This is a genomic window from Amycolatopsis sp. NPDC114478 (assembly GCF_055633805.1).
Genome location: NZ_JBVKDO010000007.1, coordinates 70849 through 96924 on the forward strand (window position 1 = coordinate 70849; position 26076 = coordinate 96924).

The 26076-nt window shown below is 72.2% G+C and carries 14 protein-coding genes and 1 pseudogene; 7 read left to right on the forward strand and 8 right to left on the reverse strand.

Annotation, left to right across the window (positions count from 1 at the left end; all coding sequences use genetic code 11):
• Nucleotides 1–368: 368 nt before the first annotated feature.
• From ACZ7OH_RS21170 to ACZ7OH_RS21180, 3 genes are read right to left on the reverse strand one after another with little or no spacing between them, the layout of a single operon-like run.
• The gene (locus tag ACZ7OH_RS21170; RefSeq protein ID WP_470282325.1) at nucleotides 369–1157 is read right to left on the reverse strand and encodes an NAD-dependent epimerase/dehydratase family protein; all 789 of its coding nucleotides are present in this window, start codon (nucleotides 1155–1157) and stop codon (nucleotides 369–371) included.
• Complete coding sequence (locus ACZ7OH_RS21175; protein WP_470282326.1) at nucleotides 1157–2155, reverse strand: Gfo/Idh/MocA family protein; 999 nt, start codon at nucleotides 2153–2155, stop codon at nucleotides 1157–1159. Before ACZ7OH_RS21175 ends, ACZ7OH_RS21170 begins: the two co-directional genes overlap by 1 nt.
• Entirely contained in the window at nucleotides 2134–3579 is a 1446-nt protein-coding gene (locus ACZ7OH_RS21180) for an NDP-hexose 2,3-dehydratase family protein (protein WP_470282327.1), read from the reverse strand. The genes ACZ7OH_RS21175 and ACZ7OH_RS21180 overlap by 22 nt, the downstream gene beginning before the upstream one ends.
• Before the next feature lie 165 nt (nucleotides 3580–3744).
• Between ACZ7OH_RS21180 and ACZ7OH_RS21185 the strand changes: the two genes are divergently transcribed.
• The gene (locus ACZ7OH_RS21185; RefSeq protein ID WP_470282328.1) at nucleotides 3745–4965 is read left to right on the forward strand and encodes a macrolide family glycosyltransferase; all 1221 of its coding nucleotides are present in this window, start codon (nucleotides 3745–3747) and stop codon (nucleotides 4963–4965) included.
• Between the two features lie 8 nt (nucleotides 4966–4973).
• Nucleotides 4974–15305: pseudogene (locus tag ACZ7OH_RS21190) on the forward strand (SDR family NAD(P)-dependent oxidoreductase); the annotation flags it as partial.
• A 75-nt stretch (nucleotides 15306–15380) separates the two neighbouring features.
• Here the strand turns inward: ACZ7OH_RS21190 and ACZ7OH_RS21195 are convergent.
• Entirely contained in the window at nucleotides 15381–15596 is a 216-nt protein-coding gene (locus tag ACZ7OH_RS21195) for a hypothetical protein (RefSeq protein ID WP_400904774.1), read from the reverse strand.
• Between the two features lie 278 nt (nucleotides 15597–15874).
• Here ACZ7OH_RS21195 and ACZ7OH_RS21200 point away from each other — a divergent pair, with 278 nt between their 5' ends.
• Both ACZ7OH_RS21200 and ACZ7OH_RS21205 read left to right on the forward strand, forming a co-directional pair.
• Entirely contained in the window at nucleotides 15875–16846 is a 972-nt protein-coding gene (locus tag ACZ7OH_RS21200; RefSeq protein ID WP_400904776.1) for an ABC transporter ATP-binding protein, read from the forward strand.
• A gap of 1 nt (nucleotide 16847) precedes the next feature.
• Nucleotides 16848–17681 carry an ABC transporter permease gene (locus tag ACZ7OH_RS21205; protein WP_470282329.1) on the forward strand — a complete coding sequence of 278 codons (834 nt, stop codon included), beginning with the start codon at nucleotides 16848–16850 and terminating at the stop codon, nucleotides 17679–17681.
• A 54-nt stretch (nucleotides 17682–17735) separates the two neighbouring features.
• Here ACZ7OH_RS21205 and ACZ7OH_RS21210 read toward each other — a convergent pair whose 3' ends face one another.
• On the reverse strand, nucleotides 17736–18896 hold the full coding sequence (locus ACZ7OH_RS21210; protein ID WP_470282330.1) for a macrolide family glycosyltransferase: 1161 nt from the start codon (nucleotides 18894–18896) through the stop codon (nucleotides 17736–17738).
• 86 nt (nucleotides 18897–18982) lie between these two features.
• Between ACZ7OH_RS21210 and ACZ7OH_RS21215 the strand changes: the two genes are divergently transcribed.
• A complete protein-coding gene (locus tag ACZ7OH_RS21215) occupies nucleotides 18983–20113 on the forward strand; it encodes an acyl-CoA dehydrogenase family protein (RefSeq protein ID WP_470282331.1) in 1131 nt (376 codons plus the stop codon).
• A complete protein-coding gene (locus ACZ7OH_RS21220) occupies nucleotides 20113–21528 on the forward strand; it encodes an AMP-binding protein (RefSeq protein ID WP_470282332.1) in 1416 nt (471 codons plus the stop codon). Before ACZ7OH_RS21215 ends, ACZ7OH_RS21220 begins: the two co-directional genes overlap by 1 nt.
• Nucleotides 21529–21581: 53 nt before the next feature.
• Here the strand turns inward: ACZ7OH_RS21220 and ACZ7OH_RS21225 are convergent, their stop codons facing one another.
• Both ACZ7OH_RS21225 and ACZ7OH_RS21230 read right to left on the reverse strand, forming a co-directional pair.
• Nucleotides 21582–22325, reverse strand: a complete 744-nt coding sequence (locus ACZ7OH_RS21225) for a class I SAM-dependent methyltransferase (protein WP_470282333.1) — start codon at nucleotides 22323–22325, stop codon at nucleotides 21582–21584.
• Complete coding sequence (locus ACZ7OH_RS21230; RefSeq protein WP_470282334.1) at nucleotides 22310–23902, reverse strand: beta-N-acetylhexosaminidase; 1593 nt, start codon at nucleotides 23900–23902, stop codon at nucleotides 22310–22312. The genes ACZ7OH_RS21225 and ACZ7OH_RS21230 overlap by 16 nt, the downstream gene beginning before the upstream one ends.
• Nucleotides 23903–24146: 244 nt before the next feature.
• On the opposite strand from ACZ7OH_RS21230, the gene ACZ7OH_RS21235 reads away from it, so the two are divergent.
• Complete coding sequence (locus ACZ7OH_RS21235; RefSeq protein ID WP_470282335.1) at nucleotides 24147–24809, forward strand: GOLPH3/VPS74 family protein; 663 nt, start codon at nucleotides 24147–24149, stop codon at nucleotides 24807–24809.
• A gap of 65 nt (nucleotides 24810–24874) precedes the next feature.
• Here ACZ7OH_RS21235 and ACZ7OH_RS21240 read toward each other — a convergent pair whose 3' ends face one another.
• Nucleotides 24875–25936 carry an LLM class flavin-dependent oxidoreductase gene (locus ACZ7OH_RS21240; RefSeq protein ID WP_470282336.1) on the reverse strand — a complete coding sequence of 354 codons (1062 nt, stop codon included), beginning with the start codon at nucleotides 25934–25936 and terminating at the stop codon, nucleotides 24875–24877.
• Nucleotides 25937–26076 lie beyond the last annotated feature (140 nt).

The window sequence follows — 26076 nt, forward strand, 5'->3', positions numbered from 1 at the left end:
CCATTCGGCGCGGTCTGGTACGGGCGGCCGGAGAGCCTGCCCGCTAGTACACCCGGCCGCGGCTACTCCATCCGGGGCCGGATGCCTCCTCCTCGATCAACTTAGGTTGTCGGCGCCAGCGACCTTTTCCGCTAGCCGCAGCACGTCCCGGCCCGGGAAGCTCAGTACCGGAGCACCGCGCGCGCGGGCCGGAGGGGGAAATCGATGACCGGGGGACAGCGCGGCTCCGCGCCGCCGTGAGCGGCCGATGACCCGGCGGGAGCACTCCCCCCTCCCGCCTGCGAGGTACGACGTCCGGCGCACCCAGCCCCCAGTACGGCGCGCCGGACGTCGTGCCGCTTGCGCGAGAGGGAATCCACAAAGGACGGTCAGCCGACGGCGGCCGCGGCCTTCAGGTGGCGGCGGGCGTTGTCGGCCAGCTCGTCGATGTTGCGGTCGAGCAGCGACTCCAGGTAGCCGGGGCCGATACCGAAGTCGTCGAAGCCGGTGACCAGGCCCCGCAGCTTGTCGATCCGCACCTCGCCGCGCTTGGCCGGCATGTCGACCAGCTTGCGCTCGGCGCGGGTGCCGAGGCGCTCCTCCAGCCCGTCGACGATGTCCTCGATGGTCTCCGACCGCCCGGACGCCACGTTGACGACCTCGTCGCGGACGCCCCCGGTGAGCAGGGAGTCGGTCATCCGCATCATGTCGTCGACGTCGAGCAGGTCGCGGGAGACCCCGGAATGCAGCGTGACCGAGCCCGCGAGCAGCTGGCGGGTCAGCGACGGCAGCAGCTGGTGCGGTGACTGCCCCCGCCCGACGATGTGCGACAACCGCAGCACGAGCCACCGCGCGCCCGAGAGCGCGCAGACGTGTTCGAGGCACAGCTTGTGCCGGCCGTACGGGGTGAGCGGGAAGACCGCGCCGCCCTCGCTGCCGACCGACTGGTCGGCGCCGTACATCCCGGTCGACGCGGTGGACAGGAAGATCACCGTGCGGCCGGCGGCGCGGCAGCGGCGGATCACGTCGTAGACCAAAGTGGACTCGCGCTGGAACGCCGACACGTCGTTGACGAGCACCGTCGAGACGCCCGCCGCGATGAGGGTGACGTCCGGGTGCCGGTCGCCGAAGTACCGCCGGGTGTGGCGGGCGATGAAGCCGGTGCCGATGATCTCCATCAGCGGGTCACCGCCCCGGCGTGGGTGAACACTTCGCCGGCCAGCCGCGCGGTGGCCACGGACGAGGCGAGCCAAGCGGCTTCGGAGTCGTCGCGCCCGGCCAGCGCGGCGACGGCGAACGAGCGCAGCGACAGCTCGAACTGGTGCGCTGGCGGCAGCCAGAGCTCTTCGACGTGGTCTTGCTCTTCGATGCGCAGCACGGGCTGCCGTGCCGGAGGCGGGGTAAAGGCGCGGTCGAGCGACAACGCGGCGGCGCTGCCCCAGAGCTCGTACCGCGACCGGTAGCTGTGCTGGAACCCGAAGTCGAGGGACGCGGTGACCCCGCTCGCCGACGTGAGCAGCGCGTGCCCGGCGACGTCCACGCCGGTGTCGTCGAACCGCAGCGTGGCCCCGGTGACCCGGAGTTCGGGTCCCAGCAGGAAAAGCGCGGCGCGCAGGGGGTACACGCCGACGTCGAGCAGCGCCCCGCCGCCGAGTGAGGCCTGGTAGCGGATGTCGGCGGCCGGCAACGGCGGGATGCCGAACGACGCGGTGAACGTCCGGAGCTCGCCCAGCCGGCCGCCGTCGAGCAGCTCCCGCACCTTCGCGTGCTGCGGGTGGTGCACGAACGTGAAGTTTTCGCGCAGCACCAAGTCCTGCTTCGCCGCCAGCTCGGCGAGGTCCTCGGCCTGGTCGAGGGTCAGCGTGAGCGGCTTCTCGCACAGCACGTGCTTCCCGGCCAGCAACGCCTTGCGCGTCCACTCGTGGTGCAGGGCGGTCGGCAACGAGATGTACACGGCGTCGACGTCGGGGCTGTCGAGCAGCTCGCCGTAGGTCGACGCGGTGACGCCGAAGCGCCGGGCGAAGTCCACGGCCTTCTGCGGCAGGCGGGCCGCGACTTCGGTCAGCTCCAGTTCGCGGACGGCGGCCAGCGCGGGCAGCGTGCGCCGCGCGGCGATCGACGAGCAGCCCAGCGCGCCCAGGCGCAGCGGCCGGTTCACCGCAGCCCCCGCAGGCACGCGATCAGGCTGCGGGCCTGCACGTTGACGTAGTGGCTGTGCCGCAGCAGCTCGTTGAGCTGGTTGAGGGTGAGCCACCGGAAGTCGGCGAGCCCGGCGTCCGGGAAGTCCGCGGGCACCTCGATGATCTGGTAGTCGCTGTAGGCGTGGTGGAACCGGCCGCCCTCCTCCGAGAGCTGAGCGGCGAAGAGCACTTGGTCGTCGCGTCTGCCCAGCACCGTGTCGAGGAACGGCGGCCGGTCCGCGGCCGGGGTGAACACGTAGTTGTCCGGCGTGCACTGCACAGTCGGCGCGAGCTCCACCACGTCGAGGTAGCCGGGTTCGACCCGCGCGTTGAGCAGCGCGTGCAGCACCCCGTCGACGCGTTTGACCAGCAGCGCCACCACACCCGCGCCGTGCGGGCGGACCAGCGGCTGCGTCCACCGCGCGACCTCGCGGCCGTTGGTGGTGATGTCGACGGCGATGATGCTGAAGAACAGGCCGAGCTCGTGGGAGATCGCGGCCGGCGTCCGGACCCAGTTCGCGACCTCGCGCAACGGGAGCGAACTGGTGCGCACGACGTGCTGGGCCTGGCGCGAGGTGATCCAGCTGAGCACCTCGGTGCGCGTGTGCAGGCTCCCGCTGTGCTGGGCCGACGAGCGCGCCACCGCCGCGGCGAGGTCGCTCACGGCGTCGGCTTCGAGGCCTTCGAGCCCGGCGGGCATGCACGACAGCACCGTGCGGGCGTCCATGTTGACGAGGTTGTCCTGCTTGAGCAGTTCGTGGAGCTGGCCGAGGGTGAGCCAGCGGAAGTCGTCGGGCAGCTCGCCGTCGGCCTCGAACCCGGCGGCCTCGACGATCATGTTCCGGTTGCGCTTGCGGTAGAACCACGAACCCTGCTCCGACTGCAGGACGTCGGCGAGCACGGTCTCCGGGTCCGGGTCGCGGAAGTGGTCCAGGTAGGGGACCGGCCGCCCGCCGTGCACGCGGGTGTAGTTGCTCTTCGTCGCCTGGACGGTCGGCGAGATCTGGACGCCGTTGACGTTGCCCGGCTCCGACTTCGCCTGCATCAGGCAGTGCAGGACGCCGTCGATCTCCTTGACCAGGATGCCGAGGATGCCGATCTCCGGCTGGTTGATGATCGGCTGCGACCAGTGCGTGACGGGCCCGTGGTCGGTGTCGACCTCCAGGCCCTCGACGCCGAAGAAGCGGCCGCTCTCGTGCCGCAGGTTCCCGCTGCCGGCTTCGAAACCCCACTGCCGGAGCTCGCCGAACTCGATCCGCCGGACTTCGTGGCGGTGGGCCAGGTTGCGTTCGGCGATCCAGCCCGCGACGAGCGCGTTCGGGGTCGCGACGCCGCCGGTGGCGGCTGCCGACTTGGCCAGCCGGTGGGGCAGCGTCACGTCCGGTTTGCGGAGCAGGCCGGTTCCGGTGGGGCGCTCCATGGATTTCACCTCGCGTGGCCGGCGGACGGGATGTCCTAGTTCTAGCCGGGGAAATCTAGGAGGAATGCTGGTCTTCGGGCCGCTTTCGCGGGGACACTAGGCGATTCACCGGATTTCCTGTGCAGCCGCCCGGGGCGGGCCGCGCGCCGACCTAGGGTGACCGCCGTGGACGTCTCCGGCGGGCATGTCGCCTTCTTCGGTTTCCCGGGCTTCGGTCACCTCCGGCCGACGCTGCCGGTCGTGCGCGAGCTGCTCGCGCGCGGGCACGAAGTGTCTTATGTGGTCGCCGAGCGGTTCGCCGGCGTGGTCGCCGAAACCGGCGCGACGGTGCTGACCTACCCGTCCGCGTTCCCGGAGTCGGTGCCCGACGTGCACTCCGCCGACGACCTCGCCACCGTGCTCGCGCACTACCTCGACGAGGCCTACGCCCCGCTCGCCACCGCGTGGCCCGCGTTCGCGGACCGCCCGGTGGACCTGGTGGTCGAGGACGTGCTGAGCACCGACGTCGGCGGGCTCGTCGCGCGGCGCGCCGGGTGCGGTGTCGTCCGGCTGTTCGCCGGGTTCGGCGGCAACGACGAGGTCCCGCTCAACGGCAGCGAGGTCGAGCTGGCCGGCCCGCCGCTCGACCCCGCGCACCCCGCGCTGGCGGCGTGCGGCGAGCGCATCACCGCGCTGCTGGCGGAGTTCGGCCTCGACACCCCGCCGGACTTCCCGTCCGGGGGCGGGGAAGTCGTGGCGAACCTCGTGTTCGTGCCCCGCGCGTTCCAGCCGCGCGCGGAGTGCTTCGGCGACGAGTTCGTGTTCGTCGGCCCGACCGGCGACGACGGCGGCGCCGCCGGCAGCTGGCTGCCGCCCGGCGCGGACGTGCCTGTCGTGCTGGTGTCACTGGGCACGTCGTCCAACAGCAACCCCGGCTTCTTCACCGCGTGCGGGCAGGCGTTCGCGGGCACCGGGTGGCGGGTCGTCATGACCACCGCGGGCCACGTCGGCGACGACGTCGCGGCGGCCATGCCGGACAACGTCGAGCTGCACTCCTGGCTCGACCACCGCGCTGTTCTCCCGCACACCGACGTCGTCGTGTGCCAGGCCGGGACGGGCTCGCTGATGGACGCGTTCGGCCACGGCGTCCCGGTGGTCGCCGTCCCGCAGCGCCCGGAGGCGCGGGTGACGGCGGCGCAGGTCGAACGGCTGGGCCTGGGCCGCGCGCTGCTCGACGACGTGACCGGCGACGACGTCCGCGACGCCGTCCTGGCGGTCGCGGCCGACGCGGCCGTGGCCAAGGAGGTCGCGCGGATGCGGGCCGCGATCCGGGCGTCCGGCGGTGCGAAACGGGCGGCGGACGTGCTCGAACGCGCCGTACGGGCCGGCGATGGGGAAAAGGCATGAGCGACGACGACAAGCTGCGCGGGTACCTCAAGAAGGTCACCGCGGACCTGTACCGGACGCGCGAGCGGCTGCGCGACGCGGAGGACCGCGAGCACGAGCCGATCGCGATCGTGGCGATGAGCTGCCGCTACCCCGGCGGCGTCCGCTCGCCGGAGGACCTGTGGGACCTCGTGGCTTCGGGCCGCGACGCGATCTCGGGCTTCCCCGTCAACCGCGGCTGGGACCTCGACGCGCTCTACGACCCCGACCCCGAGCGCGCCGGCAAGTGCTACACGCGCCACGGCGGTTTCCTGCACGACGCCGACCGGTTCGACCCGGAGTTCTTCGGCATCTCTCCGCGTGAGGCGCAGACGATCGACCCGCAGCAGCGGCTGCTGCTCGAAACGGCGTGGGAAGCGTTCGAACGCGGCGGCATCGACCCGGCGTCGCTGCGCGGCAGCAGCACCGGCGTGTTCGCCGGGGTCATGTACAACGACTACGCGACGCGGCTGACCGACCTGCCCGCGAGCCTCGAAGGCTATGTGGGCAACGGAAGCGCGGCCAGCATCGCGTCCGGCCGGGTGGCCTACACCTTCGGTCTCGAAGGCCCGGCCGTCACCGTCGACACGGCGTGTTCGTCGTCGCTGGTGGCGCTGCACTGGGCCGCGCAGGCCCTGCGGCGCGGAGACTGCTCGCTGGCGCTGGCCGGCGGCGTCGCGGTGATGTCGACGCCGGTGACGTTCATCGGGTTCAGCCGCCAGCGCGGCCTTTCGCCGGACGGCCGGTGCCGGTCCTACGCCGATGCCGCCGACGGCACAGGCTGGGGCGAGGGCGCTGGTTTCCTTTTGCTGGAAAGGCTTTCCGACGCGCAGCGCAACGGCCACCCGGTGCTCGCGGTCGTACGCGGGTCCGCCGTCAACTCCGACGGCGCGAGCAGCGGGCTGACCGCGCCGAACGGGCCGTCGCAGCAGCGGGTCATCCGCGCCGCGCTGGCCGACGCCGGTCTGTCCACTTCGGACGTCGACGTCGTCGAAGGGCACGGCACCGGGACCACGCTCGGCGATCCGATCGAGGTGCAGGCGCTGCTGGCGACGTACGGCCGTGACCGCGCGGGCGACCCGCTGTGGCTCGGTTCGGCCAAGTCGAACCTCGGCCACACGCAGGCCGCGGCCGGTGTCGGCGGCGTCATCAAGATGGTCATGGCGTTGCGCAACGAGGTGCTGCCGCGCACGTTGCACGCCGAAGTCCCGTCGTCCAAAGTGGACTGGAGGGCCGGTTCGGTCCGGTTGCTGCAGGAGGCCGTCGCGTGGCCCGCGGGGGAGCGTCCGCGGCGTGCGGGAGTCTCGTCCTTCGGTGTGAGCGGGACCAACGCGCACACGATCATCGAGCAGGCGCCCGAGCCTTCGCTTCACCCCGCTGAGCCGGGCGTTCCCGGACTCGTTCCGGTGGTTCTCTCGGCGAAGAGTCCCGAGGCGTTGCGTGCCCAAGCCGAGCGGCTGCTGTCGCGTGTGGACGGTCTGCGGCCGGTGGACGTCGGCTACTCACTGGCCACCACGCGGGCCGCGTTCGAACACCGCGCGGTCGTTTTGGCTTCGACGGTGGAGGAACTGCGGGAGGGCCTGGCGTCGCCGGTGATCGGGGAGGCCACCTCGGGCAAGACGGCGTACGTGTTCCCCGGTCAGGGGGCGCAGCAGCCGGGTATGGGGCGTCAGCTGTACGCCGCGTTCCCCGTGTTCGCGCGAGCCTTCGACGAGGTCTGCGCGGGCTTCCCCGGGCTGCGGGAGCTGGTCTTCGGCGGCGACGAGCTGGACCGCACCGAGGTGACGCAGCCCGCGCTGTTCGCCGTCGAGGTCGCGCTGTACCGGCTCCTGGAGTCGTGGGGCCTGACGCCGGACTTCGTGCTGGGCCACTCGATCGGCGAGCTGGCCGCCGCGCACGTCGCCGGGGTGTTCTCGCTGGCGGACGCCTGCCGGCTGGTCGCCGCGCGGGCGCGGCTCATGCAGTCGGTGTCCGCGACCGGCGCGATGGCGTCGGTGCGGGCCACCGAGGACGAGGTGCGGCCGCTGCTGCGCGACGGCGTGGCCCTCGCGGCGGTCAACGGACCCGGAGCCGTGGTCGTCTCCGGGGACGTCGACGCCGTCGAGGAGATCGCCGAGCGGTTCGCCGGGTCGAAGCGGCTGCGCGTCAGCCACGCATTCCACTCACCGCACATGGACGCGATCCTGGACGAGTTCCGGGAGGTCGCTTCGACGATTTCCTATGCCGCGCCGAAGATTCCGGTTGTGTCCAATGTGACCGGTGAACCCGCCGACGTCGCCTCGGCGGAGTACTGGACCGAGCACATCCGCGCCACCGTCCGGTTCCACGACGGCATGCGCTGGCTCGCGGCGAACCGGGTGACCCGCTTCGTGACGCCCGGTCCCGGTGGCGCCGCCGCCGCGATGGCCGGTGACTGCGTGCCGGACGCGCTGGTGGTCCCGGTGCTGCGCCGGGACCGCGACGAGGTGCGCACCTTCACCGAAGCCGTCGGCAAGCTGCACGTGGCCGGGTTCAGCCCGGACTGGTCGTCGGTGTTCGCCGGTCGCGGGGCGCGGGTCGTGGACCTGCCGACGTACGCCTTCCAGCGGGAGCGCTATTGGCTGGACGGGCAGCGGGCGGTCAAGCCGGCTGGTGCCTTGTACCGCGTCGCGCAGGTTGCCACCTCGGCCGCGGCCGTCGACGCGGTCGACTGGCACGACCTGGGCCCCGAGGTCCCGCCGGTGGTCTCCTTCCGGTGTGAGGCCGAGGGCGACGTCGTCGCGGCTGCGCACCGGCTGACGCGGGAAGCCTTGGAGCTGCTGCAGACTTGGCTGGCCGATGATCGGTACGCGCGTTCGAAGCTGGTGTTCGTCACGCGCGGTCCGGCCGGGGCCGCGGTACGGGGGTTGGTCCGGTCCGCGCAGGCCGAGCACCCGGGGCGGTTCGTCCTGGCGGACGTCACCGGTGAGCTGCCCGGATCGTTCGTCACGGAGGAGCCGGAGGCCAGTTACGTCGATGGTGAGGTCACCGTGCCGCGGCTGGTCGCGTCCACTTCGGACGGATCTGGTCGTCTCGAAGGGACGGTGCTCGTCACCGGCGGGGCGGGATCGCTCGGCGGCCACGTCGCCCGGCACCTGGTCCGGGCGCACGGCGTCCGCAGCCTGGTGCTCGCGGGCCGCCGCGGCGCGGATTCCCCCGGCGCGCGGGAACTGCAGGCCGAACTGGCGGCCGAAGGTGCCGACGTGGTGCTGGCCGCTTGCGACGTCACCGACCGAGCCGCGTTGGCCGGGCTGGTCTCCGGTATCCCGGAGTTGACCGCGGTGATCCACGCGGCGGGGGTGCTGGACGACGGCGTCGTCGCGACGCTCACGCCCGACCGGCTGGAGGCGGTGCTGCGGCCCAAGCTCGACGCGGCGTGGTACCTGCACGAGCTGACCGCCGATCTCGATTTGTCGGCTTTCGTGCTGTTCTCATCGGCCGCGGGGGTCCTTGGTGGCGCGGGGCAGGGCAACTACGCGGCGGCGAACGCGTTCCTCGACGCGCTCGCCGAGCACCGGCGAGAGCTGGGCTTGGCCGCGGTATCGCTGGCGTGGGGCCCGTGGGTCCCGGACGGCGGCATGACGGGCCGCCTGGCGGAGACAGAGGTGGCCCGCATGCGCCAGGGCGGCGTGCGGCCATTGGCGGCGCGTGACGCGCTGGCGCTGTTCGACCGCGCACTGGCCGGCTCGGAGGCGGTCTTGGTACCGATCGACTTCGACCACGAGGGATTGGACACCAGCCAGCCCCTGCTCGCCGAGCTGGCCGGGGGAGAGACCGCCCGGCTCGCCGCTGCGCTGTCCGGCTTGCGGGGGCTGCTCGCCGATGGCGCCGTCGCGGCGCTTACCGGCGATTCCGCGGCCGCGCGGTCCGGCTTGCGGGAGCTGCTCGCCGGTGATGCCGCCGGGTTCGGCGGAGACCCCGCCGCCGCGCTGTCCGGTTTGCGGGAGCTGCTTGCCGGTGGTCCCGCCTCGAAGGCTGGCTTCCCGGCCCTGCTCGCCGGCCTGCCCGAAGCCGACCGGCCCGCCGCTGCCCTCGACCTCGTCCGGGCGCAGGTCGCCGCTGTTCTCGGCCACGCCTCCGCCGCCGTGCGGGCGGACCGGCCGTTCGCCGATCTCGGGTTCGACTCGCTCACTGCCGTTGAACTTCGCAACGCCCTCAGCCGCGAAACCGGCCTCACCCTGCCCACCACCCTCGTCTTCGACCACCCCACCCCGCGCGCCCTCGCCGACCACCTGCTCGGCGAGGCGGATCTCGGCCCCGCGGGGGCGAGCGGCGGCGCGTCGGGGGCGCCCGCCGACTCCGAACCCGCCGGCCCGAGGACTGGCGAGCCGATTGCCATCGTGGCCATGAGCTGCCGCTTCCCCGGTGGCGTCAGCACGCCCGAGCAGCTCTGGGACCTCCTCGAAGCCGGCCGGGACGTCATCTCGGCGTTCCCCGGCGACCGCGGCTGGGACCTCGACCGCCTCTACCACCCGGACCCCGACCACCCCGGCACCTGCTACACCCGCGAAGGCGGCTTCCTCGACGACGCCGCCGGCTTCGACCCGGAGTTCTTCGAAGTCTCGCCGCGCGAGGCCGTCGCCATGGACCCGCAGCAACGCCTGCTGCTGGAGACCGCCTGGGAAGCCTTCGAACGCGCCGGGCTCGACCCGGCGGCCCTGCGCGGCAGCCGGACCGGCGTCTTCGCCGGCACCAACGGCCAGGACTACTCGACCCTCCTGCGCGACTCCGCCGACGACGTCGCCGGGCACCTCGGCACCGGCAACGCCGCGAGCGTCCTCTCCGGCCGCGTCTCCTACACCTTCGGGCTCGAAGGCCCGGCCGTCACCGTCGACACCGCGTGCTCGTCGTCGCTGGTCGCGCTGCACCTCGCCGCGCAGTCGCTGCGGGCCGGCGAATGCTCGCTGGCGTTGGCCGGCGGTGTCACCGTGATGGCCACGCCCGCCGGCTTCGTGGAGTTCAGCAAGCAGCGCGGCCTCGCCGAGGACGGCCGTTGCAAGGCCTTCTCCGACGACGCCGACGGCACCGGCTGGTCGGAAGGCGCCGGAATCCTGCTGCTGGAACGGCTTTCCGACGCGCAGCGCAACGGCCGCCGCGTGCTCGCCGTGCTGCGCGGCTCGGCCGTGAACCAGGACGGCTCGAGCAACGGCCTCACCGCTCCGAACGGCCCGTCGCAGCAGCGGGTCATCCGCGCCGCGCTCGCCGACGCCGGGCTCCCTCCGTCCGAAGTGGACGCCGTGGAAGCGCACGGCACCGGCACCCGGCTCGGCGACCCGATCGAAGCCCAGGCGCTGCTCGCGACCTACGGGCAGGACCGCGACCGTCCACTGTGGCTCGGCGCGATCAAGTCGAACCTCGGCCACACCCAGGCCGCCGCCGGGGTCGCCGGCGTCATCAAGACGGTCCTGGCGCTGAACCACGAGGTGCTGCCGCGCACGCTGCACGCCGACGTCCCCTCGGAACGCGTCGACTGGACCGCCGGGCACGTCCGGCTGCTGACCGAGCCGGTCGCCTGGCCCGCGGAGGGACGGCCGCGCCGGGCCGCCGTGTCCGCGTTCGGCTTCAGCGGCACCAACGCGCACGCCGTGCTGGAAGAAGCGCCGCCGACCAGTAAGTCCATTGTAGACAAAGCGACAGTGAAACTGTGGCCGCTGTCCGGCCACACCGAAGCAGCTTTGTCCGCCCAGGCCGCCGCTCTGCTTCCGCTGGCCGAACAAGGAATCGACGGCATCGGCGCCGCACTGGCCGCCCGCACGGCGTTCGACCACCGGGCCGTCGTCGCGGCACCCGACCCGGCCACCGCCGTGCGGAACCTCCGGCTGCTGGCCGAGGGCGGCGAAGGCGTCGTCCGCGGCCGCGTCACCGACGAAGGGCGTTCGGCGTTCCTGTTTACCGGTCAAGGCGCCCAGCGCGCAGGCATGGGACTCGCGCTGCGCGAGGAGTTCCCCGTGTTCGCCGAGGCCTTCGACGCAGCCTGCGGGCGGTTCGACCTCCCGCTGCGCGACGTGATCGCCGAGGGCGGCGAGCGACTCGACCAGACGCGGTTCACCCAGCCCGCGCTGTTCGCCTTCGAGGTGGCCCTGTTCCGTCTGCTCGAGTCGTGGGGCCTGACGCCGGACTTCGTCCTGGGCCATTCCATCGGTGAACTCGCGGCCGCTCACGTGGCCGGGGTGCTGAGCCTCGACGACGCCTGCACGCTGGTCGCCGCGCGCGGCCGGCTCATGCAGGAACTGCCCGCGACCGGCGCGATGGTGGCCGTGCGGGCCACCGAAGACGAGGTCCGGCCGCTGCTCACGGCCTCAGTGGACATCGCCGCCGTCAACGGGCCCGCGTCGGTCGTCGTGTCCGGTGTGGAGGAAGACGTCCTCGGCATCGCCGCGCACTTCACGCAACTGGGCCGCGAGACCAAGCGGCTGCGCACCAGCCACGCGTTCCACTCCCCGCTGATGGACCCGATGCTCGCGCGGTTCCGCGAGGTCGCCCGCGGACTGTCCTATCAGGACCCGAAGATCAAGGTGTTCTCGAACGCCACCGATCCCGAGTACTGGGTCCGGCACGTGCGGGACACCGTCCGGTTCGCCGACGGGGTCGCCTGGCTGGCGGCCCGCGGTGTCACCCGGTTCGTCGAAGTGGGCCCGGACGCCGTGCTCTCGGCCCTGGTCGGCGACTGCGTCGAAGACGAGGTGTTCGTCACCGCGACCCAGCGGCGGAAGCGACCGGACGTCGAGACCCTGCTGACCGCGGTGGCGGAAGCCCACGTGCACGGCTTCTCCCCGGACTGGACGGCCCTGCACCCGGCGGCCGCCCGGGCCGACCTGCCCACGTACCCCTTCCAGCGCCGCCGCTTCTGGCCGAGCGCGGGGCGGGCCGGTGACGTCGCGACCGCCGGGCTCGTCGCGAGCCCGCACCCGTTCCTCGGCGCGACCACCGAACTGGCCGGGTCCGCGGGCGTTCTCGGTACCGGCCGGCTCTCGCTGCGCACCCACCCCTGGCTCGCCGACCACGGCATCGGCGGCTCGGTGCTCTTCCCCGGGACGGCGTTCGTCGACCTCGCCGTCGACGCGGGCGACCGCGCCGGCCGCCCGCAGGTCGAAGAGCTGACCCTCGGAGCGCCGCTGGTGCTGCCCGCGGCCGGGGGCGTGCAGCTGCAGGTCCTGACCGGCGCGCCGGACGAGTCGGGCGCCTGCCCACTGACCATCCACTCGCGACAGGAGGGCGCGGCGCCCGACAGCCCGTGGACGCTCCACGCGACCGGTGTCCTGACGACGGCGGTCCCGTCCCGCGGCGGCGACCTCACCACCTGGCCGCCCCCGGACGCGGAGCTTCTCGACACCGATGGACTCTACGACCGGCTCGCGGACAGCGGATTCGGCTACGGGCCGGTCTTCCAGGGGCTGCGGCGGGCGTGGCGGCACGGCGAGGACGTCTTCGCGGAAGTCGAGCTGCCCGAGGACACGGACGCGTCGGCGTTCGGGCTGCACCCGGCCCTGCTCGACGCGGTCCTGCACGCGGCGGCGTTCCTCCCGTTCGCGCCCGCCCCGCACGGCCGGCTGCCGTTCTCCTGGCGCGGGGTGGCGCTGCACGCCGAAGGGGCGCGCGGCCTGCGTGTGCGGCTCACCAAGACCGGCGCCGAGTCCCTCGCGATCACCGTCGCCGACTCCGCCGGGCGACCGGTGGCCACTGTGGACTCCTTGACGCTGCGCGAATTCGAACCGGACCGGCTGGCGGCCCGGCCCGACGCGCTGTACCGGCTCACCTGGCCGATCCACGACGGCGACCGAGAAGATCCATCGTGGACAGTCGTCGATTCGCTCGCCGGTGTCGCCGACGTTCCCGACGTCGTCGTGGTGCCCTTCGCGACTCGGCCCGTACGAGAGGCGACGCACGACGCGCTGGCCCTCGTCCAGACCTGGCTCGCCGACGACCGCTTCGCCGCGGCGAAGCTGGCCCTGCTCACCTCGGGCGCGGTCGTCGCCGACGACGGTGACGGCCCGGCCGATCCCGCGCTCGCCGCGGTCTGGGGCCTGGTGCGCTCGGCGCAGTCGGAGCACCCCGGCCGGTTCGTGCTGGTCGACTCCGACGGCTCGGCCGAACCCGTCGCCGCGCTGTCGACGGGGGAGAACCAGGTCGCTCTCCGCGCCGGCACGGCCCGCATGGCGCGGCTGGCGAAGGAAACGGACGCATTCAGCGTGCCCGCCGGGCCGTGGCGGGTCGACATCGCCGAGCGCGGCACCCTCGACGGGCTGACCGTCGTGCCCTGCCCCGAGTTCGCCGAGCCGGTCGCGGCGGGCGCGGTGCGGATCGCGGTGCGAGCCGCCGGCGTGAACTTCCGGGACGTCCTGAACGCCCTGGGCATGTACCCCGGCCCGGTGACCTCGCCGGGGCTGGAGGGCGCCGGAGTTGTCACGGCGGTCGGCGCCGGCGTCACGCGGTTCGCGCCCGGAGACCGGGTGATGGGCTTGTTCGGCGGCGCGTTCGGGCCGGTGGCCGAGGTCGACGAGCGGATGGTCTGCCGGCTGCCCGCCGGGCTGTCGTTCGCGCAGGGCGCGTCGGTGCCGGTGGTGTTCCTGACCGCGCTCTACGCCTTGACCGACCTGGGCGACCTGCGGCCCGGCGAAAGCGTCCTGGTGCACGCGGCGGCCGGCGGCGTCGGCATGGCCGCGGTGCAGCTCGCGCGGCTGCTCGGCGCGGACGTCTACGGCACCGCGAGCGTCGGCAAGCAGGACACCCTGCGGGCGTCGGGCCTGGCGGACGACCACATCGCGTCGTCGCGCACCCTGGACTTCGAGGCCGAGTTCCGCGCGGCGACCGGCGGACGCGGCGTCGACGTCGTGCTCGACTCGCTCGCCGGGGACTTCGTGGACGCGTCGCTGCGGCTGCTGCCGCGCGGCGGCCGGTTCCTGGAGATGGGCAAGACCGACGTGCGCGACCCCGCAGAAGTCGCGGCCGTGCACCCCGGCGTCCGGTACCAGGCGTTCGACCTGGTCGAGGCCGGGTACGACCGGATCCGCGAGCTGTTCGACCGGCTGCTGGGCTGGTTCGACGACGGCGTGCTGACGCCGGTGCCGGTCACCGCGTGGGACGTCCGGCGCGCGCCCGCCGCGTTCCGGCACGTGAGCCAGGCCAAGCACGTCGGCAAGGTCGTGCTGACCGTCCCCGCGCCGCTCGACCCGGAAGGGACCGTGCTGATCACCGGCGGCACCGGCGGGCTCGGACGGCTGCTGGCCCGGCACCTCGCCGGGTCCGGCGCCCGGCACCTGCTGCTGACGAGCCGGCGCGGCCCGGCGGCCGAGGGCGTCGACGAGCTGCGGGCCGAGTTGTCCGCGCTGGGGGCCGAGACTTCCGTCGTCGCGTGCGACGCGGCCGACCTCGAGGCGCTGGCGAAGCTCTTGGCCGAGGTGCGGCTGACCGCGGTGGTCCACGCGGCCGGGGTGCTCGACGACGGGCTCGTCGAAGCGCTTTCCCCGGACCGGCTGGACACCGTGCTGCGGCCGAAGGTGGCCGCCGCGGCCAACCTGGACGAGCTGACCCGGGACCTCGATCTGTCGGCGTTCGTCCTGTTCTCCTCGGCGGCGGGTGTGCTCGGCGCGCCCGGGCAGGGCAACTACGCCGCCGCAAACGCTTTCCTGGACGCGCTGGCCCGGCAACGGCGTTCGGCGGGGCTGCCCGCACAGGCGCTGGCCTGGGGCCCGTGGCTGCCGGTCGGGGGCATGACGGCCGCGCTGTCCGACGCCGACGTCCGCCGGATGGCGCGGTCGGGGCTGCCGCCACTGCCGGCGGACCAGGGGCTGGCGCTGTTCGATGCGGCCCTGGACGCGCCCGACGCGGTGCTGGTGCCGATGCTGGTGGACCCGCGGGCGCTGGGGCCCGACGTCCCCGAGCAGCTGCGCGGGCTGGTCCGGACCACCGTCCGGCGCCGCGCGGCCGAGGACGCCCCCGGCCGGCGGGACCGCCTGGCGGCGATGTCCGCCGAAGACCGGCGGCAGGCGCTGCTGGACCTGGTGTGCGCGCAGGTGGGCGCGGTGCTCGGCCACGGCGGCGTCGTCGACCCGGCCCGGGTGTTCAAGGAGCTGGGCTTCGATTCGCTGACGGCGGTCGAGCTGCGCAACCGCCTCACCGCGGCGACGGGCGTCCGCCTGCCGGCGACGCTGATCTTCGACTACCCGACGCCGGCCGCGCTGGCGGGGTGTCTCGGCGGGGAACTGTTCCCGGAGTCCGAAGTGGAGACCCGCGAGGACGACGACTTCAGTGACCTGGACGTCGACGACCTGGTGCGGCTGGCCCTCGGCACCGACGAGGGCTGAAACGCCGAAGCGGCCGTCCTGGTGACCCCCCGACCGGGACACCAGGACGGCCGCCGAGCCCGTCCGGAAGTGCTTTCAGGAAATGAAGAACCGGCGCCGGCCCGCGGCCGTCGTCTTGCGGGAGGTGGCGCTGCGGACGAAGAACGCCAAGCCCGCGAGAATCGTCACCGCGCCGCCGATCACGCCGATGGTGTGCTCGCCCGCGTTGAGGATGATCGCGATCCCGCCCGCGACCAGGATCAGCCCCATGACGAGGGAAACGAACGGGCGGCCGCCTTGTTCTTTGGCCATGGGAAACTCCTCGATAACACTCGACGACGAATTGCTTGGGTTCGATTCAAGCACAGCGCGAACTGCGTTGTGAGTCCTCGAAAGTCGTCATTCGACCATCGAAAGTTGACGTTCCCGAGTTGCCGGTCGCACCGCGTGCTGGGAAGATCACGCGGGTCCGGGGGTTGCAACTTTGGTTGCGGCGACAAGCCACCTTGTGCCGTAGCAGGACGGCCGTGGCAGCCGGTTCACTTGACCCAGGCACACAGGATCGAAGTATCGAAGTACGGAGCAGGCGCTTGATCACAGCACGAGATCTGACGAAGCGGTACGGGGACACCACGGCCGTCCACGGGCTGTCGTTCGACATCAAGCCCGGCGTCGTGACCGGGTTCCTGGGCCCCAACGGCGCGGGCAAGTCGACCACCATGCGGATGATCCTCGGCCTGGACGCCCCCAGCGGCGGCTCGGTCACCGTCAACGGCAAGGCCTACCGCGACCTGCCCGCGCCGATGCGCGAGGTCGGCGCGCTGCTCGACGCCAAGGCCGTCCACGGCGCGCGCACCGCCTACCGGCACCTGCAGTGGGTGGCGCAGGCCGGCGGCATCCCGCGCAAGCGCGTCGACGAGGTGCTCGACGCCGTCGGCCTCAGCGACGTCGCGGGCAAGAAGGTCGCGAACTTCTCCCTCGGCATGTACCAGCGGCTCGGCATCGCGACGGCGCTGCTCGGCGACCCGCCGACCCTGCTGTTCGACGAGCCGGTCAACGGCCTCGACCCCGAGGGCATCTACTGGATCCGGACGCTGATGCAGGACCTCGCCGCCGAAGGTCGGACGGTCTTCGTGTCCAGCCACCTGATGAACGAGATGGAAGAGACCGCCGAGCACGTCATCGTGATCGGCCGCGGCGAGCTGATCGCCGACATGCCGATCACCGAATTCACCCAGCGCAGCGCGCGCAGCCACGTCCACGTCGTCTCGCCGAAGGCGACCGAGCTCGCCGAAGCCCTCGAACGCGCGGGTGCCAAGGTGACGAAGCTGGACGACGGGTCGCTCAACGTCGTCGGGCTGGACGCGCCGGAGATCGGCGACCTCGCGCTGGAGCGCCGGCTCGGGCTGCACGAGCTCACGCCGGTCCGCGCCAGCCTCGAGGCCGCGTTCATGGACCTCACCAAGGACAGCGTGCAGTACCGGTCGCACAGCGGCGCGCCGCCGGCCGAGGAGAAGGTGCTCGAGACGGTGCGGGCGCTCGCGTCGGAAGGGACGGACTGACATGACGACCGCAACGGCCTCGCTGCCGGAAACGAAGACCGCGCCCGGCATCACGAACACGCTCGCCGCCGAGTGGACGAAGCTCCGGTCGGTCCGGTCGACCTGGATCGTCGTCATCGCCGCGGCCGTCGTCAGCGTCGGGTTCTCCGTGCTGTTCAGCTTCCTGACCGAGCAGGACTACCAGAACCTGCCCGCCGGCCAGACCGCGGATTTCGACTCCGCGGGCACCGCCATGGTCGGGATGAACCTCGGGCTCATCCTGATCTCGGTGCTCGGCGTGCTGGCGGTGTCCGGGGAGTACTCGACCGGGATGATGCGCCTGACCCTGGCCATCACGCCGCACCGCGGCCGGGTCCTGGTCTCGAAGGCCGTCGTCGTCGGGCTGCTGGCGTTCGCGCTCGGCACGGTGTTCGCGGCGGCGGCGTTCTTCATCGGCCAGCTGGTCCTCGGCATCAACCCGAACATCCCCACGCTGGGCCTCGGTGGTCCCGGCGTGCTGCGCAGCCTCCTCGGCTGGGGCGCGGAGTTCGCGGCGTTCGCGCTGCTGGCCCTGTCGTTCGGCGTGATGATGCGCAGCGCGGCGGGCGCGATCGCGACGGCGATCGGCTTCATCTTCGCCCCGGCGATCCTGGGCGCGCTGCTGCCGGCGTGGGTGCAGCGCGACATCCTGGCGTACTTCCCGGCGTCGGCCGCGGAGCAGCTGAGCACGGCCCAGCTCAAGACGGACTCGGCGACGTACCTGGGGCCGCTGACCGGCGGCGGGACGCTGCTGACGTGGGTCGCGGTGGCCTTGGTGGTGGCGTTCTCCCTGATGGGCAAGCGCGACTCCGGCTGATGTTTTCGCTGTGCCGGAGGGGACTTCCCGTGGTGGGAGGTCCCCTTCGGTGTCTCAGAGGGCGAGGATGCGGTTTGCGGCGGTGACCGCGCCGCCGCCTTCGCGCGTGTGCTCGCGCATGGCCCGCATGCGGGCGCCGATGCCTTCGTCCGCCGCGACTTTCAGGACCGCGTCGCGGATCGATTCCGGGGTCACCTCGGTGCGCGGGAGCCGGACCCCGAGGCCCAGCTCCACCACCCGCTCGGTGTTGACCTCCTGCTCGCCGTGCATCGGCACCAGCACGAGCGGGGTCCCGCAGTAGAACGCCTCCATCACGCTGCCCATGCCCGCCGACGTCACGAAGGCCGACGCGTGCCGCAGCACCGCCGGGTGCGGAACCCACTGCCGCGCCTCGACGTTCGGCGGCAGCTCGCCCAGCGACTCCGGATCCACGCCGCCGCCCAGGGTCATGACGACGTTCCAGGGCAGCGAAGCGAACGCGCGGGCGCACTGGCGGAAGAAGTCCGGCTGGTCGTTGAACGCCGACGTCCCCAGGGACACCAGCAGCACCGGGTTCCCGTTGGACGGTGGTTCCCAGCCCGTCAGCGGCCGCTGCGGGCCGAAGCACGGTCCCGTGAACGTGTGCCGGTCGTCGAACGTCTCACCCGCGTACTGGAAGCCGCGGGGAATGAGGACCAGCTTGTGGTCGCGGGCGTCGTCGAGGAACTCCTCCGCGGTCCGGCCGGGAGCTTCGGCCGCGAGCAGGCCTTGAAGGTCGGCGACGAAGTCGTAGGAGTCCACTGTGGACTCCGGAGCCGGGTAACGCGCGACGTGCGCGGGCAGCGAGTAGTGCTCGTTCGAAGCGAAACACGCCGAAAGCTGGACCGTCGGGCACGGGACGTCGTGGGCGAGCACGCGCCCCGCGATCCACATCGTCGAATCGAAGGCCAGCACGTCAGGTGGGTCGTCCGCCAGGAGCTTCCGCACGGGCGCCAGCGGTTCGAGACAGCTGGACGCGCCGGTCAGCGCCGCCGCGAGCCGATGGGAACCCGGGTCGTCGGCCCGCTCGTCGTACCCGACCGGCCGGGCGCCCGTCGCCGCGACCCGGCCGGCGAACGCACTGCCGGTCGCCACCGTGACCCGGTGGCCGCGCCGGACCAGCTCGCCGAGGACGTCCAGAACGGGCGTCACGTGTCCGTAGCCGGGCAGGGTGCAGAGCACGACGTGTCGGGTCACACCGGCCATGCTCGCACCGCGCATTCAGGGATTTCGCCAGACATCCCGCCGTTAGCCTCGGGCGCGGACACTCGTGGAGGTGGCGGATGGACTTCGGCTGGACCGCGGACCAGCGGCAGCGCTACGACCGGACGGTAGCCGACACCCGCGCGGCCTTCCCGGCCGCACCCGAGTATGCGTTCAGCCGCGAAAACTGGGCGCTGCTCGGCAAGTTCGGCGTCCTCGGCGCCAGCGTGCCCACCGAACACGGCGGAGGCGGCCTGACCGCCCTGGACACGGCGCGGGTGTTCGAAGCCGCCGGGCGGGGCTGCCCCGACACCGGCTTGGTTTTCGGCGCGGCCGCGCACCTGTTCGCCTGCACCATGCCGATCGTCGACTTCGCACCGGAAACCGTCCGCGAACGGCTGTTGCCCGGTCTCGCGGCCGGGGACCTCATCGCGGGCAACGCGATGACCGAGCCCGAAGCGGGGTCCGACGTCGGCGCGCTGCGGACCACAGCGACCCCCGTCGACGGTGGCTACCGGCTCAACGGCGTCAAGAGCTTCGTCAGCAACGGTCCCGTCGCCGACGTCCTGGTCACCTACGCGGTCACCGACCCGGCCGCCGGCCACTGGGGCATCACGGCGTTCGCCCTCGACGCTCGTTCGGACGGGATCAGCCGAGGCGAGCCGTTCGGCAAGCTCGGCATGGAAGGCTGCCTGGCCTGCGAGATCACCTTCACCGACTGCTTCGTGCCCGCCGACGCCGTCCTCGGCGAACCCGGCCAGGGCTCGGCGATCTTCCAGCACTCGATGGGCTGGGAACGCGCCTGCCTGTTCGCGCTGTACCTCGGTGTCCAGGACCGGCTGATCGAGCGCTGCCTCGAGCACGTGCGCGACCGCCGCCAGTTCGGCAAGCGGCTCGCGGAGTTCCAGTCGGTGTCCAACCGGGTCGTGGAGATGAAGCTGCGGGCCGAAAGCGCCCGCCTGCTGCTGTACCGGGCGTGCTGGGCGCTGGACCAGGGCGAAGACGCGGCGCTGTTCGCGGCGCTGTCGAAGCTCGCGGTGTCGGAAGGCACGGTGGCGAGCGCGACTGACGCCGTGCAGCTGTTCGGCAGCCGCGGCTACCTGCGCGAACAGGGGATCGAGGCCGCGTTGCGGGACGCGATCGGCGGGACGATCTTCTCCGGCGCGTCCGACGTCCAACGGCAGCTCGTCGCGATGGAACTGGGGTTGTGATGCTGCACGAACTGGTCCTCGCCGCGGCCGAGCGGACGCCGGACGCGCCGGCGGTGCACTGCGGCGACACGACCGTCACCTACCGGGACCTCGACGAGCTGGCCGGCCGCCAGGCCGCCGGGCTGCACGCGGCCGGGGTCCGCCGCGGCGACCGCGTGCTGATCTGGGCGGAGAAGAGCGTCGAGGTCGTGGCGCTGATGCAGGCGGCACTGCGGCTGGGCGCGGTCTACGTGCCGGTCGCGCCGTCGAACCCGGTCTCGCGGGTGCGGCTCATCGCCGACGGCTGCACGCCGGCACTGGTCGTCACCGACACGGCGGCCGACTGGGGCCCGAACCCACCACCGCTCAGTTCGTTCGAGGAACTGTCCACAAGCGACACACCGCCGCCGCTCGAGCACGTCGGGCCGGACGAGCCCGCCTACATCCTCTACACCTCCGGCTCGACGGGCGCGCCGAAGGGCGTCCTGATCAGCCATCGCAACGCGCTCGCGTTCGTCGAGTGGGCCGCTGCCGAGACCGGCCTGCACGCGGGCGACCGGCTGGCCAACCACGCGCCGTTCAACTTCGACCTGTCGGTGTTCGACCTCTACGGCGCGTTCCTCGCCGGCGCGTCCGTGGACCTGGCCGGTTCGGATCTGTCGTACTCGCCTGCCGAGCTGACGGAGTTCCTGCACGGGCGCGGGATCAGCGTCTGGTATTCGGTGCCGTCCGCGCTGCTGCTGATGATGCGCCACGGCGGCCTCCTTGACCGGCCGGCCCCGGCGTCGCTGCGGGTCTGCGTCTTCGCCGGGGAGCCGTTCCCGATCGCGGGGGTGCAGACGCTGCGCCGCGCGTGGCCGGACGTCCGGCTGTTCAACTGGTACGGCCCGACCGAGACCAACGTCGTCACCAGCTACGAGGTGACCGACGCGGACCTCGCGCGCACCGGTGGCCTGCCGATCGGGCGGGCGTGCTCGGGTGCCACGCTGACGCTGTCTTCCGAGGGCGAGATCGTCGCCGAGGGCCCGACGGTGATGCTGGGCTACTGGGGCGCGCCGCCGCAGCTGGGCGGCTACCGCACGGGCGACCTCGGCCGGTACGACGCGGCGGGCGAGCTCGAGTACGCGGGCCGCCGCGACGCGATGGTCAAGCTCCGCGGCCACCGCATCGAGCTGGGTGAGATCGAGACGGCCCTGGCCCGCCACCCGGCGGTGGCCGAGGTGGCGGTGGTCGTCGCGGGAACGGGCATCGACGCGCGCCTGCGCGCGGTGGTCGTCCCGCGCCCCGGCGAGCGCGTGACGCTGCTGGGGATGAAGGCCCACTGCGCGGCGCACCTGCCGAAGTACATGATCGTCGACGAGGTGAGCGTGGCCGACGAGCTGCCCCGCACGGCCAACGGCAAGACCGACCGGGCCAAGCTGGCCGCGGTGCACTGACCGGGAAACGGTGAAGGGCGGTCCCGGAGCCGGGACCGCCCTTACCTTCGTGTTCAGGAGTTCCGCGCGAGGACGTAGTGGGTCGGCAGGTTCAGGTTCGAACCGTCGGCCAGCGCCTCCGTCGTGCGCAGCAGCAGCTCGCCGCCGTCCACGATGGTGAAGCCGGCCACCTCGTACACCGTCTCCAGCTCCGCCTCGCCCGCCGCCGGCTGGAGGCCGATGCCGAAGTAGATCGACACGCGCTCCAGCTTCGGCAGGTCGTTGGCGGGGTCGGCGATGAGCTGCTGCATGTACGTGTAGCTCGCCGGCGTCAGCTCCTGGTTGAACACGCACCCGCGCGCCCCGGCCAGCACGGCCAGGTTGCGCGCGCACGCCACCCGCCGGTCGACCGGCAGCTGGTGGATCACGCCCGACAGGTAGATGTTCACGTCGCCGTACCGCGACCGGAACGCCGCCACCGCCGAGGAGTCCAGCACGTCGAGCAGCTCGTAGGAGATGTTGTCCGCGCCGTTCTCCGTCCGCGCCCGGTTCAACGCGGCTTCGGCGATGTCGACGCCGACGACCCGGTCGTAGAGCCCGGCCAGGTACCGGGTCTGGGTCCCGTTGCCGCAGCCCAGGTCGACGAGCGGCAGCGCGGGGTCGAAGTGCGCCTTGAACAGCTCGGCGTGCGCGGCCGCGCCGTCGGCGGGCTCGCAGTCCCAGAACGCCGCGCCCGCGCGGTCCGGGAGGTCCGTCCAGTAGGCCTCCCAGACCCGCCCGTCCTTGTTCGCCATGGTGGACCTCAGTTCTTCTGCCACGGGATCTCCGGTGCCGGGTAGAACTTCACGCCCAGTGCCGTCCAGCGCGGACCCTGAGCCGCCAGCCGGGACGCGAACGACGTCCAGTCGTGGCTCGCCTGCGGGGACCAGCCGATCTCGGCGATCGCCGGCAGCCGCGGGAAGGCGAGGTAGCGGGCGTCGTCGAGGCTGCGCACGGTGTCCGTCCACAAGGGAGCTTCGACGCCGTCGATGTTCGAGGTCAGCGCGCCGGGCACCACCGCCGTCGGGTCCCAGCCGTAGGCGGCCTGGACGCTGATGTCGCCCGCCCACTCGAGGCCGAGGTCACCGGCCGGGACGCCGGGCGCGTACTTCATGTCAAGGTAGGTGTAGACGCACGGCGCCATGATCAGCTTGGCGCCCTTCTGGCTGGCTTCGCCGACCTGGTTCTGCGTGCCGTCGTAGATCCAGAACTCGCCGGTCGCGCCCTGCGGCGGCGTCGCGGTGAGCATCTCGGCCCAGCCCAGCAGCTTCTTGCCGAGCTTGGCCACCATCGGCGCGACCTTCTTCATGAACGCCGTGTACTGCGCGTCGGTGAGGTCCTGGATCTCGTCGCCGCCGACGTCGAGGTAGCCGCCCGGGGTCAGCGCCGCGACCTGCGTCAGCACGTCGTCGATGAACTTGTACGTGACGGGCTTGTCGACGCACAGGTCCGACTTCGGCGCCGGGGTGAGTCCGGTGTAGACCGGGACCGCGACGCCGTCGCAGTTGAGCTCCGCGTAGGAGGACAGCGCCGCGCCGAAGTGCGACGGCATCTCGATCTCCGGCACGATCGTGACGTGCCGGCTCTGCGCGTAGGCGACGATGTCGCGGTACTGCGCCTGGGTGTAGAAGCCGCCCGCGCCGCCGCCGGACCCGGTGCTCGCGCCCTTCGCGGTCAGGTTCGGCCAGCCGGCGATCTGGATCCGCCAGCCCTGGTCGTCGGTCAGGTGGAAGTGCAGGTTGTTGACCTTGTACAGCGCGATGTCGTCGATGTACTTCTTGACGTCGGCCACCGGCAGGAAGTGCCGGGCGACGTCGAGCATGGCGCCGCGGTAGGCGTAGCGCGGGTAGTCGAGGATGTGGCCGCCGGGCACCGTGAGCGTCCCGCTGAGCGAGGCGGGCAGGAGCTGGCGCAGTGTCTGGACGCCGTTGAAGAGGCCGGCGGGCCGCGCGGCCCGGATGGTCACGCCGGACGCGGTGCTGTCGAGCTGGTAGCCCTCGGCGCCGACGCGGGGGTCCGCACCGCCGAGTACGAGCGAGATCCCGGGCAGTGCCATCGGCAGCGCGGGCGTGGTGATGACGGGGAGCCGGAACCGGGTCGCCGGGCGCAGCAGGCCGGCGAGGTAGTCGCCGACCTGGTGGGCGTCGGCGCCGCCGGAGGTGAACACGACCGCGTCCGGGCCGAGCCGGTAGCGGACGGCCGGGTCCGGCGTCACCGACACCGGGGCCGGCACGACCTGCTGGAGGGTGGATACGGCCGGAACCGCCTGCGGTGCGGCGCCGGCGGGCACGACGGGGGCGAGCAGGCCGAGGAGGGAGAGGAACAGCACCCCACGCCTGGCACTTCGAGCGGTCATGAGCCGTCCATTGCGGATAGTGGTGAGTGGTCCCTTTCTCTTAACGGCCCGGTCGGGCGCGAGTCCACCCGATCGGCGGACGTCTGGGGAGACTGCTAAGCCCGGTTACTCCGCCCGCCGGAACAACTAAGGTTGTGAACCGACAACCTTCCGTCACCGGTTGTCAACCTTTGGCCGTTTTCCGCACCGGTTCCGCTCCGTCAAGATCGAGTGGTACGCAATGCCACAGAAACGGGTGACCGACATGACCGACACGCCGACCTCCGTTCACTACCGCGCCTACCTCCTCGCCTACGACGTCGAGAAGGAAGACCTCTACGACCGCACGCGCACGGCGTTCCTGACCCGGGCCGGCGTGCTCACCGAGCTGGCACTGCGCGGGAACGTCGCCGACGAAGACGGTGACGCCGTCCTGGTGAAGTCCGACCCGACCGGCGACCCGGTGCTCGACCGGCTGCTGGCCCAGATCGGCAACGAAAAGCGCAGCTGGAAGTCGTGGATCCGGCACGACTACAAGGAGACCCTCGAAGAGATCGAGGAGCAGCTGGTGGAGCAGAAGCTGCTCGTGCTCGAAGAGAAGAAGGTCCTCGGCGTCGTGCCGAAGACCCACGTGACCCTGACGGACCCCGCGATCGCGAAGGCCCTGCAGGAGCACGCGGTCGAGGTTCTGCACGGCTCGACGCCGGCGGCCGAGATCGGCGCGGACGACGCCGCACTGGTGGCCCTGGCGGCGGCGGGCACGGTGCCGAGCGTGGTGACGCGCAAGGAGAGCAAGGGCGAGTACAAGGACCGCATCGAAGAGCTGACCGACCGCGTGGGCGAGGTGGCGCCGGGCCTGGAGAAGGCGCTGCGCGGCATCCGGTTGACGATGATCGCCGCCCAGGGCGGCCTCGGCTTCAGCGGCTGACCCCGTACCGCACGACGGAAGGCCCGGTGACTCGGTCACCGGGCCTTCCGCGCTCTCCAGGGGAGTCAGGCGAACGCGGGCATCACTTTGTCCGCGAACAGGTTCAGCGTGCGGCTCATCGTCTCGGCCGGCTGGCCGCCGAAGTCCAGGTTCCACAGGATGACGTCCGGGCCGAGCACGTCCCGCACCTCCTCGATCCGCCCGCGCACGGTGTCCGGCGAGCCGACGACCGCCTTGGCCTCCAGCCCGTCGGTCTCCAGGTCGAAACTGGCCATCTGACGGGCCATCGCCGTGTAGCCCTCGTACGCGGGCGATTCCACGTTGTGCCAGGAGAGAATCGCTTCCTTGAACGCGTTGAACGACTTGACCATGTACGGCACCGCCAGATCGCGGGCCTCTTCGTCGCTGTCGGCGATCAGCAGCGGGATGCTCACCGCGAACTTCGGCTTGCGACCGGAATCGCCGTGCTGCTCGAGGAAGGCGCTGCGGTACAGCTCGACGTACTCCCGCTTGCGGGCCATCTCGTTCAGCTGCGTCGAGCTGATCAGCAGGTTGAAGCCCTTGCGGCCGGTCCAGTCGAAGCTCGCCGGGGTCGCCAGCGCGGCCACCCACACCGGCGGCCCGGGCTGCTGCACCGGGGCCGGCAGCGAGTTCGCGTTCTCGTACTCGAAGAACGGCGTCTTCTCGGTGACGTCCTTTTCGGACCACAACCGGACCACCGCCTCGATCGTCGCCAGGAAGCGTTCGCGGCTGGTGTCCATGTCGACGCCGAACGCCTCGAACTCGTACGGCAGGAACGCCCGCGCGAAGCCGACGTCCAGGCGGCCGCCGCTCATCACGTCGACCTGGGCCGCGTGCGCGGCGATCTGGATGGGGTGGTGGAACGACGCCTGGATGCCGCCGGTCATCAGGCGGATCGACTGCGTGCGCGCGGCCACGGCCGACAGGAACGCCAGCGGGCTCGGCGAATACCCCCCGTACGAGCGCAGGTAGTGCTCGGTCATCTTGACGTAGTCGAGGCCGAGCCGGTCGGCGAGGACGCTGACCTCCAGCACGTCCTGGAAGTACTGCGAGGCGGACGTGGTCCGCGGATCGCAGTCCGGCAACAGCGAGACGCCATACTCCACGTTCTGATCCCTCCGACGGATGGGCTGTCGAGCCGCCAGCGTCGAGCCACCCGCCTCACCCGCGATACCCGCCCTAGCAAGCCAAACCTGGGATAACCCTTAAGAACTCCCGGGCCCGGAGCTGAGGTTTTGCCTAGAGC

Coding starts and splice junctions, on each gene's coding strand:
- ACZ7OH_RS21220 (WP_470282332.1), top strand. CDS start 20,113: ATGCTGCACGAACTGGTCCTCGCCGCGGCCGAGCGGACGCCGGACGCG.
- ACZ7OH_RS21215 (WP_470282331.1), top strand. CDS start 18,983: ATGGACTTCGGCTGGACCGCGGACCAGCGGCAGCGCTACGACCGGACG.
- ACZ7OH_RS21230 (WP_470282334.1), bottom strand. CDS start 23,902: ATGACCGCTCGAAGTGCCAGGCGTGGGGTGCTGTTCCTCTCCCTCCTC.
- ACZ7OH_RS21205 (WP_470282329.1), top strand. CDS start 16,848: ATGACGACCGCAACGGCCTCGCTGCCGGAAACGAAGACCGCGCCCGGC.
- ACZ7OH_RS21235 (WP_470282335.1), top strand. CDS start 24,147: ATGACCGACACGCCGACCTCCGTTCACTACCGCGCCTACCTCCTCGCC.
- ACZ7OH_RS21180 (WP_470282327.1), bottom strand. CDS start 3,579: ATGGAGCGCCCCACCGGAACCGGCCTGCTCCGCAAACCGGACGTGACG.
- ACZ7OH_RS21170 (WP_470282325.1), bottom strand. CDS start 1,157: ATGGAGATCATCGGCACCGGCTTCATCGCCCGCCACACCCGGCGGTAC.
- ACZ7OH_RS21195 (WP_400904774.1), bottom strand. CDS start 15,596: ATGGCCAAAGAACAAGGCGGCCGCCCGTTCGTTTCCCTCGTCATGGGG.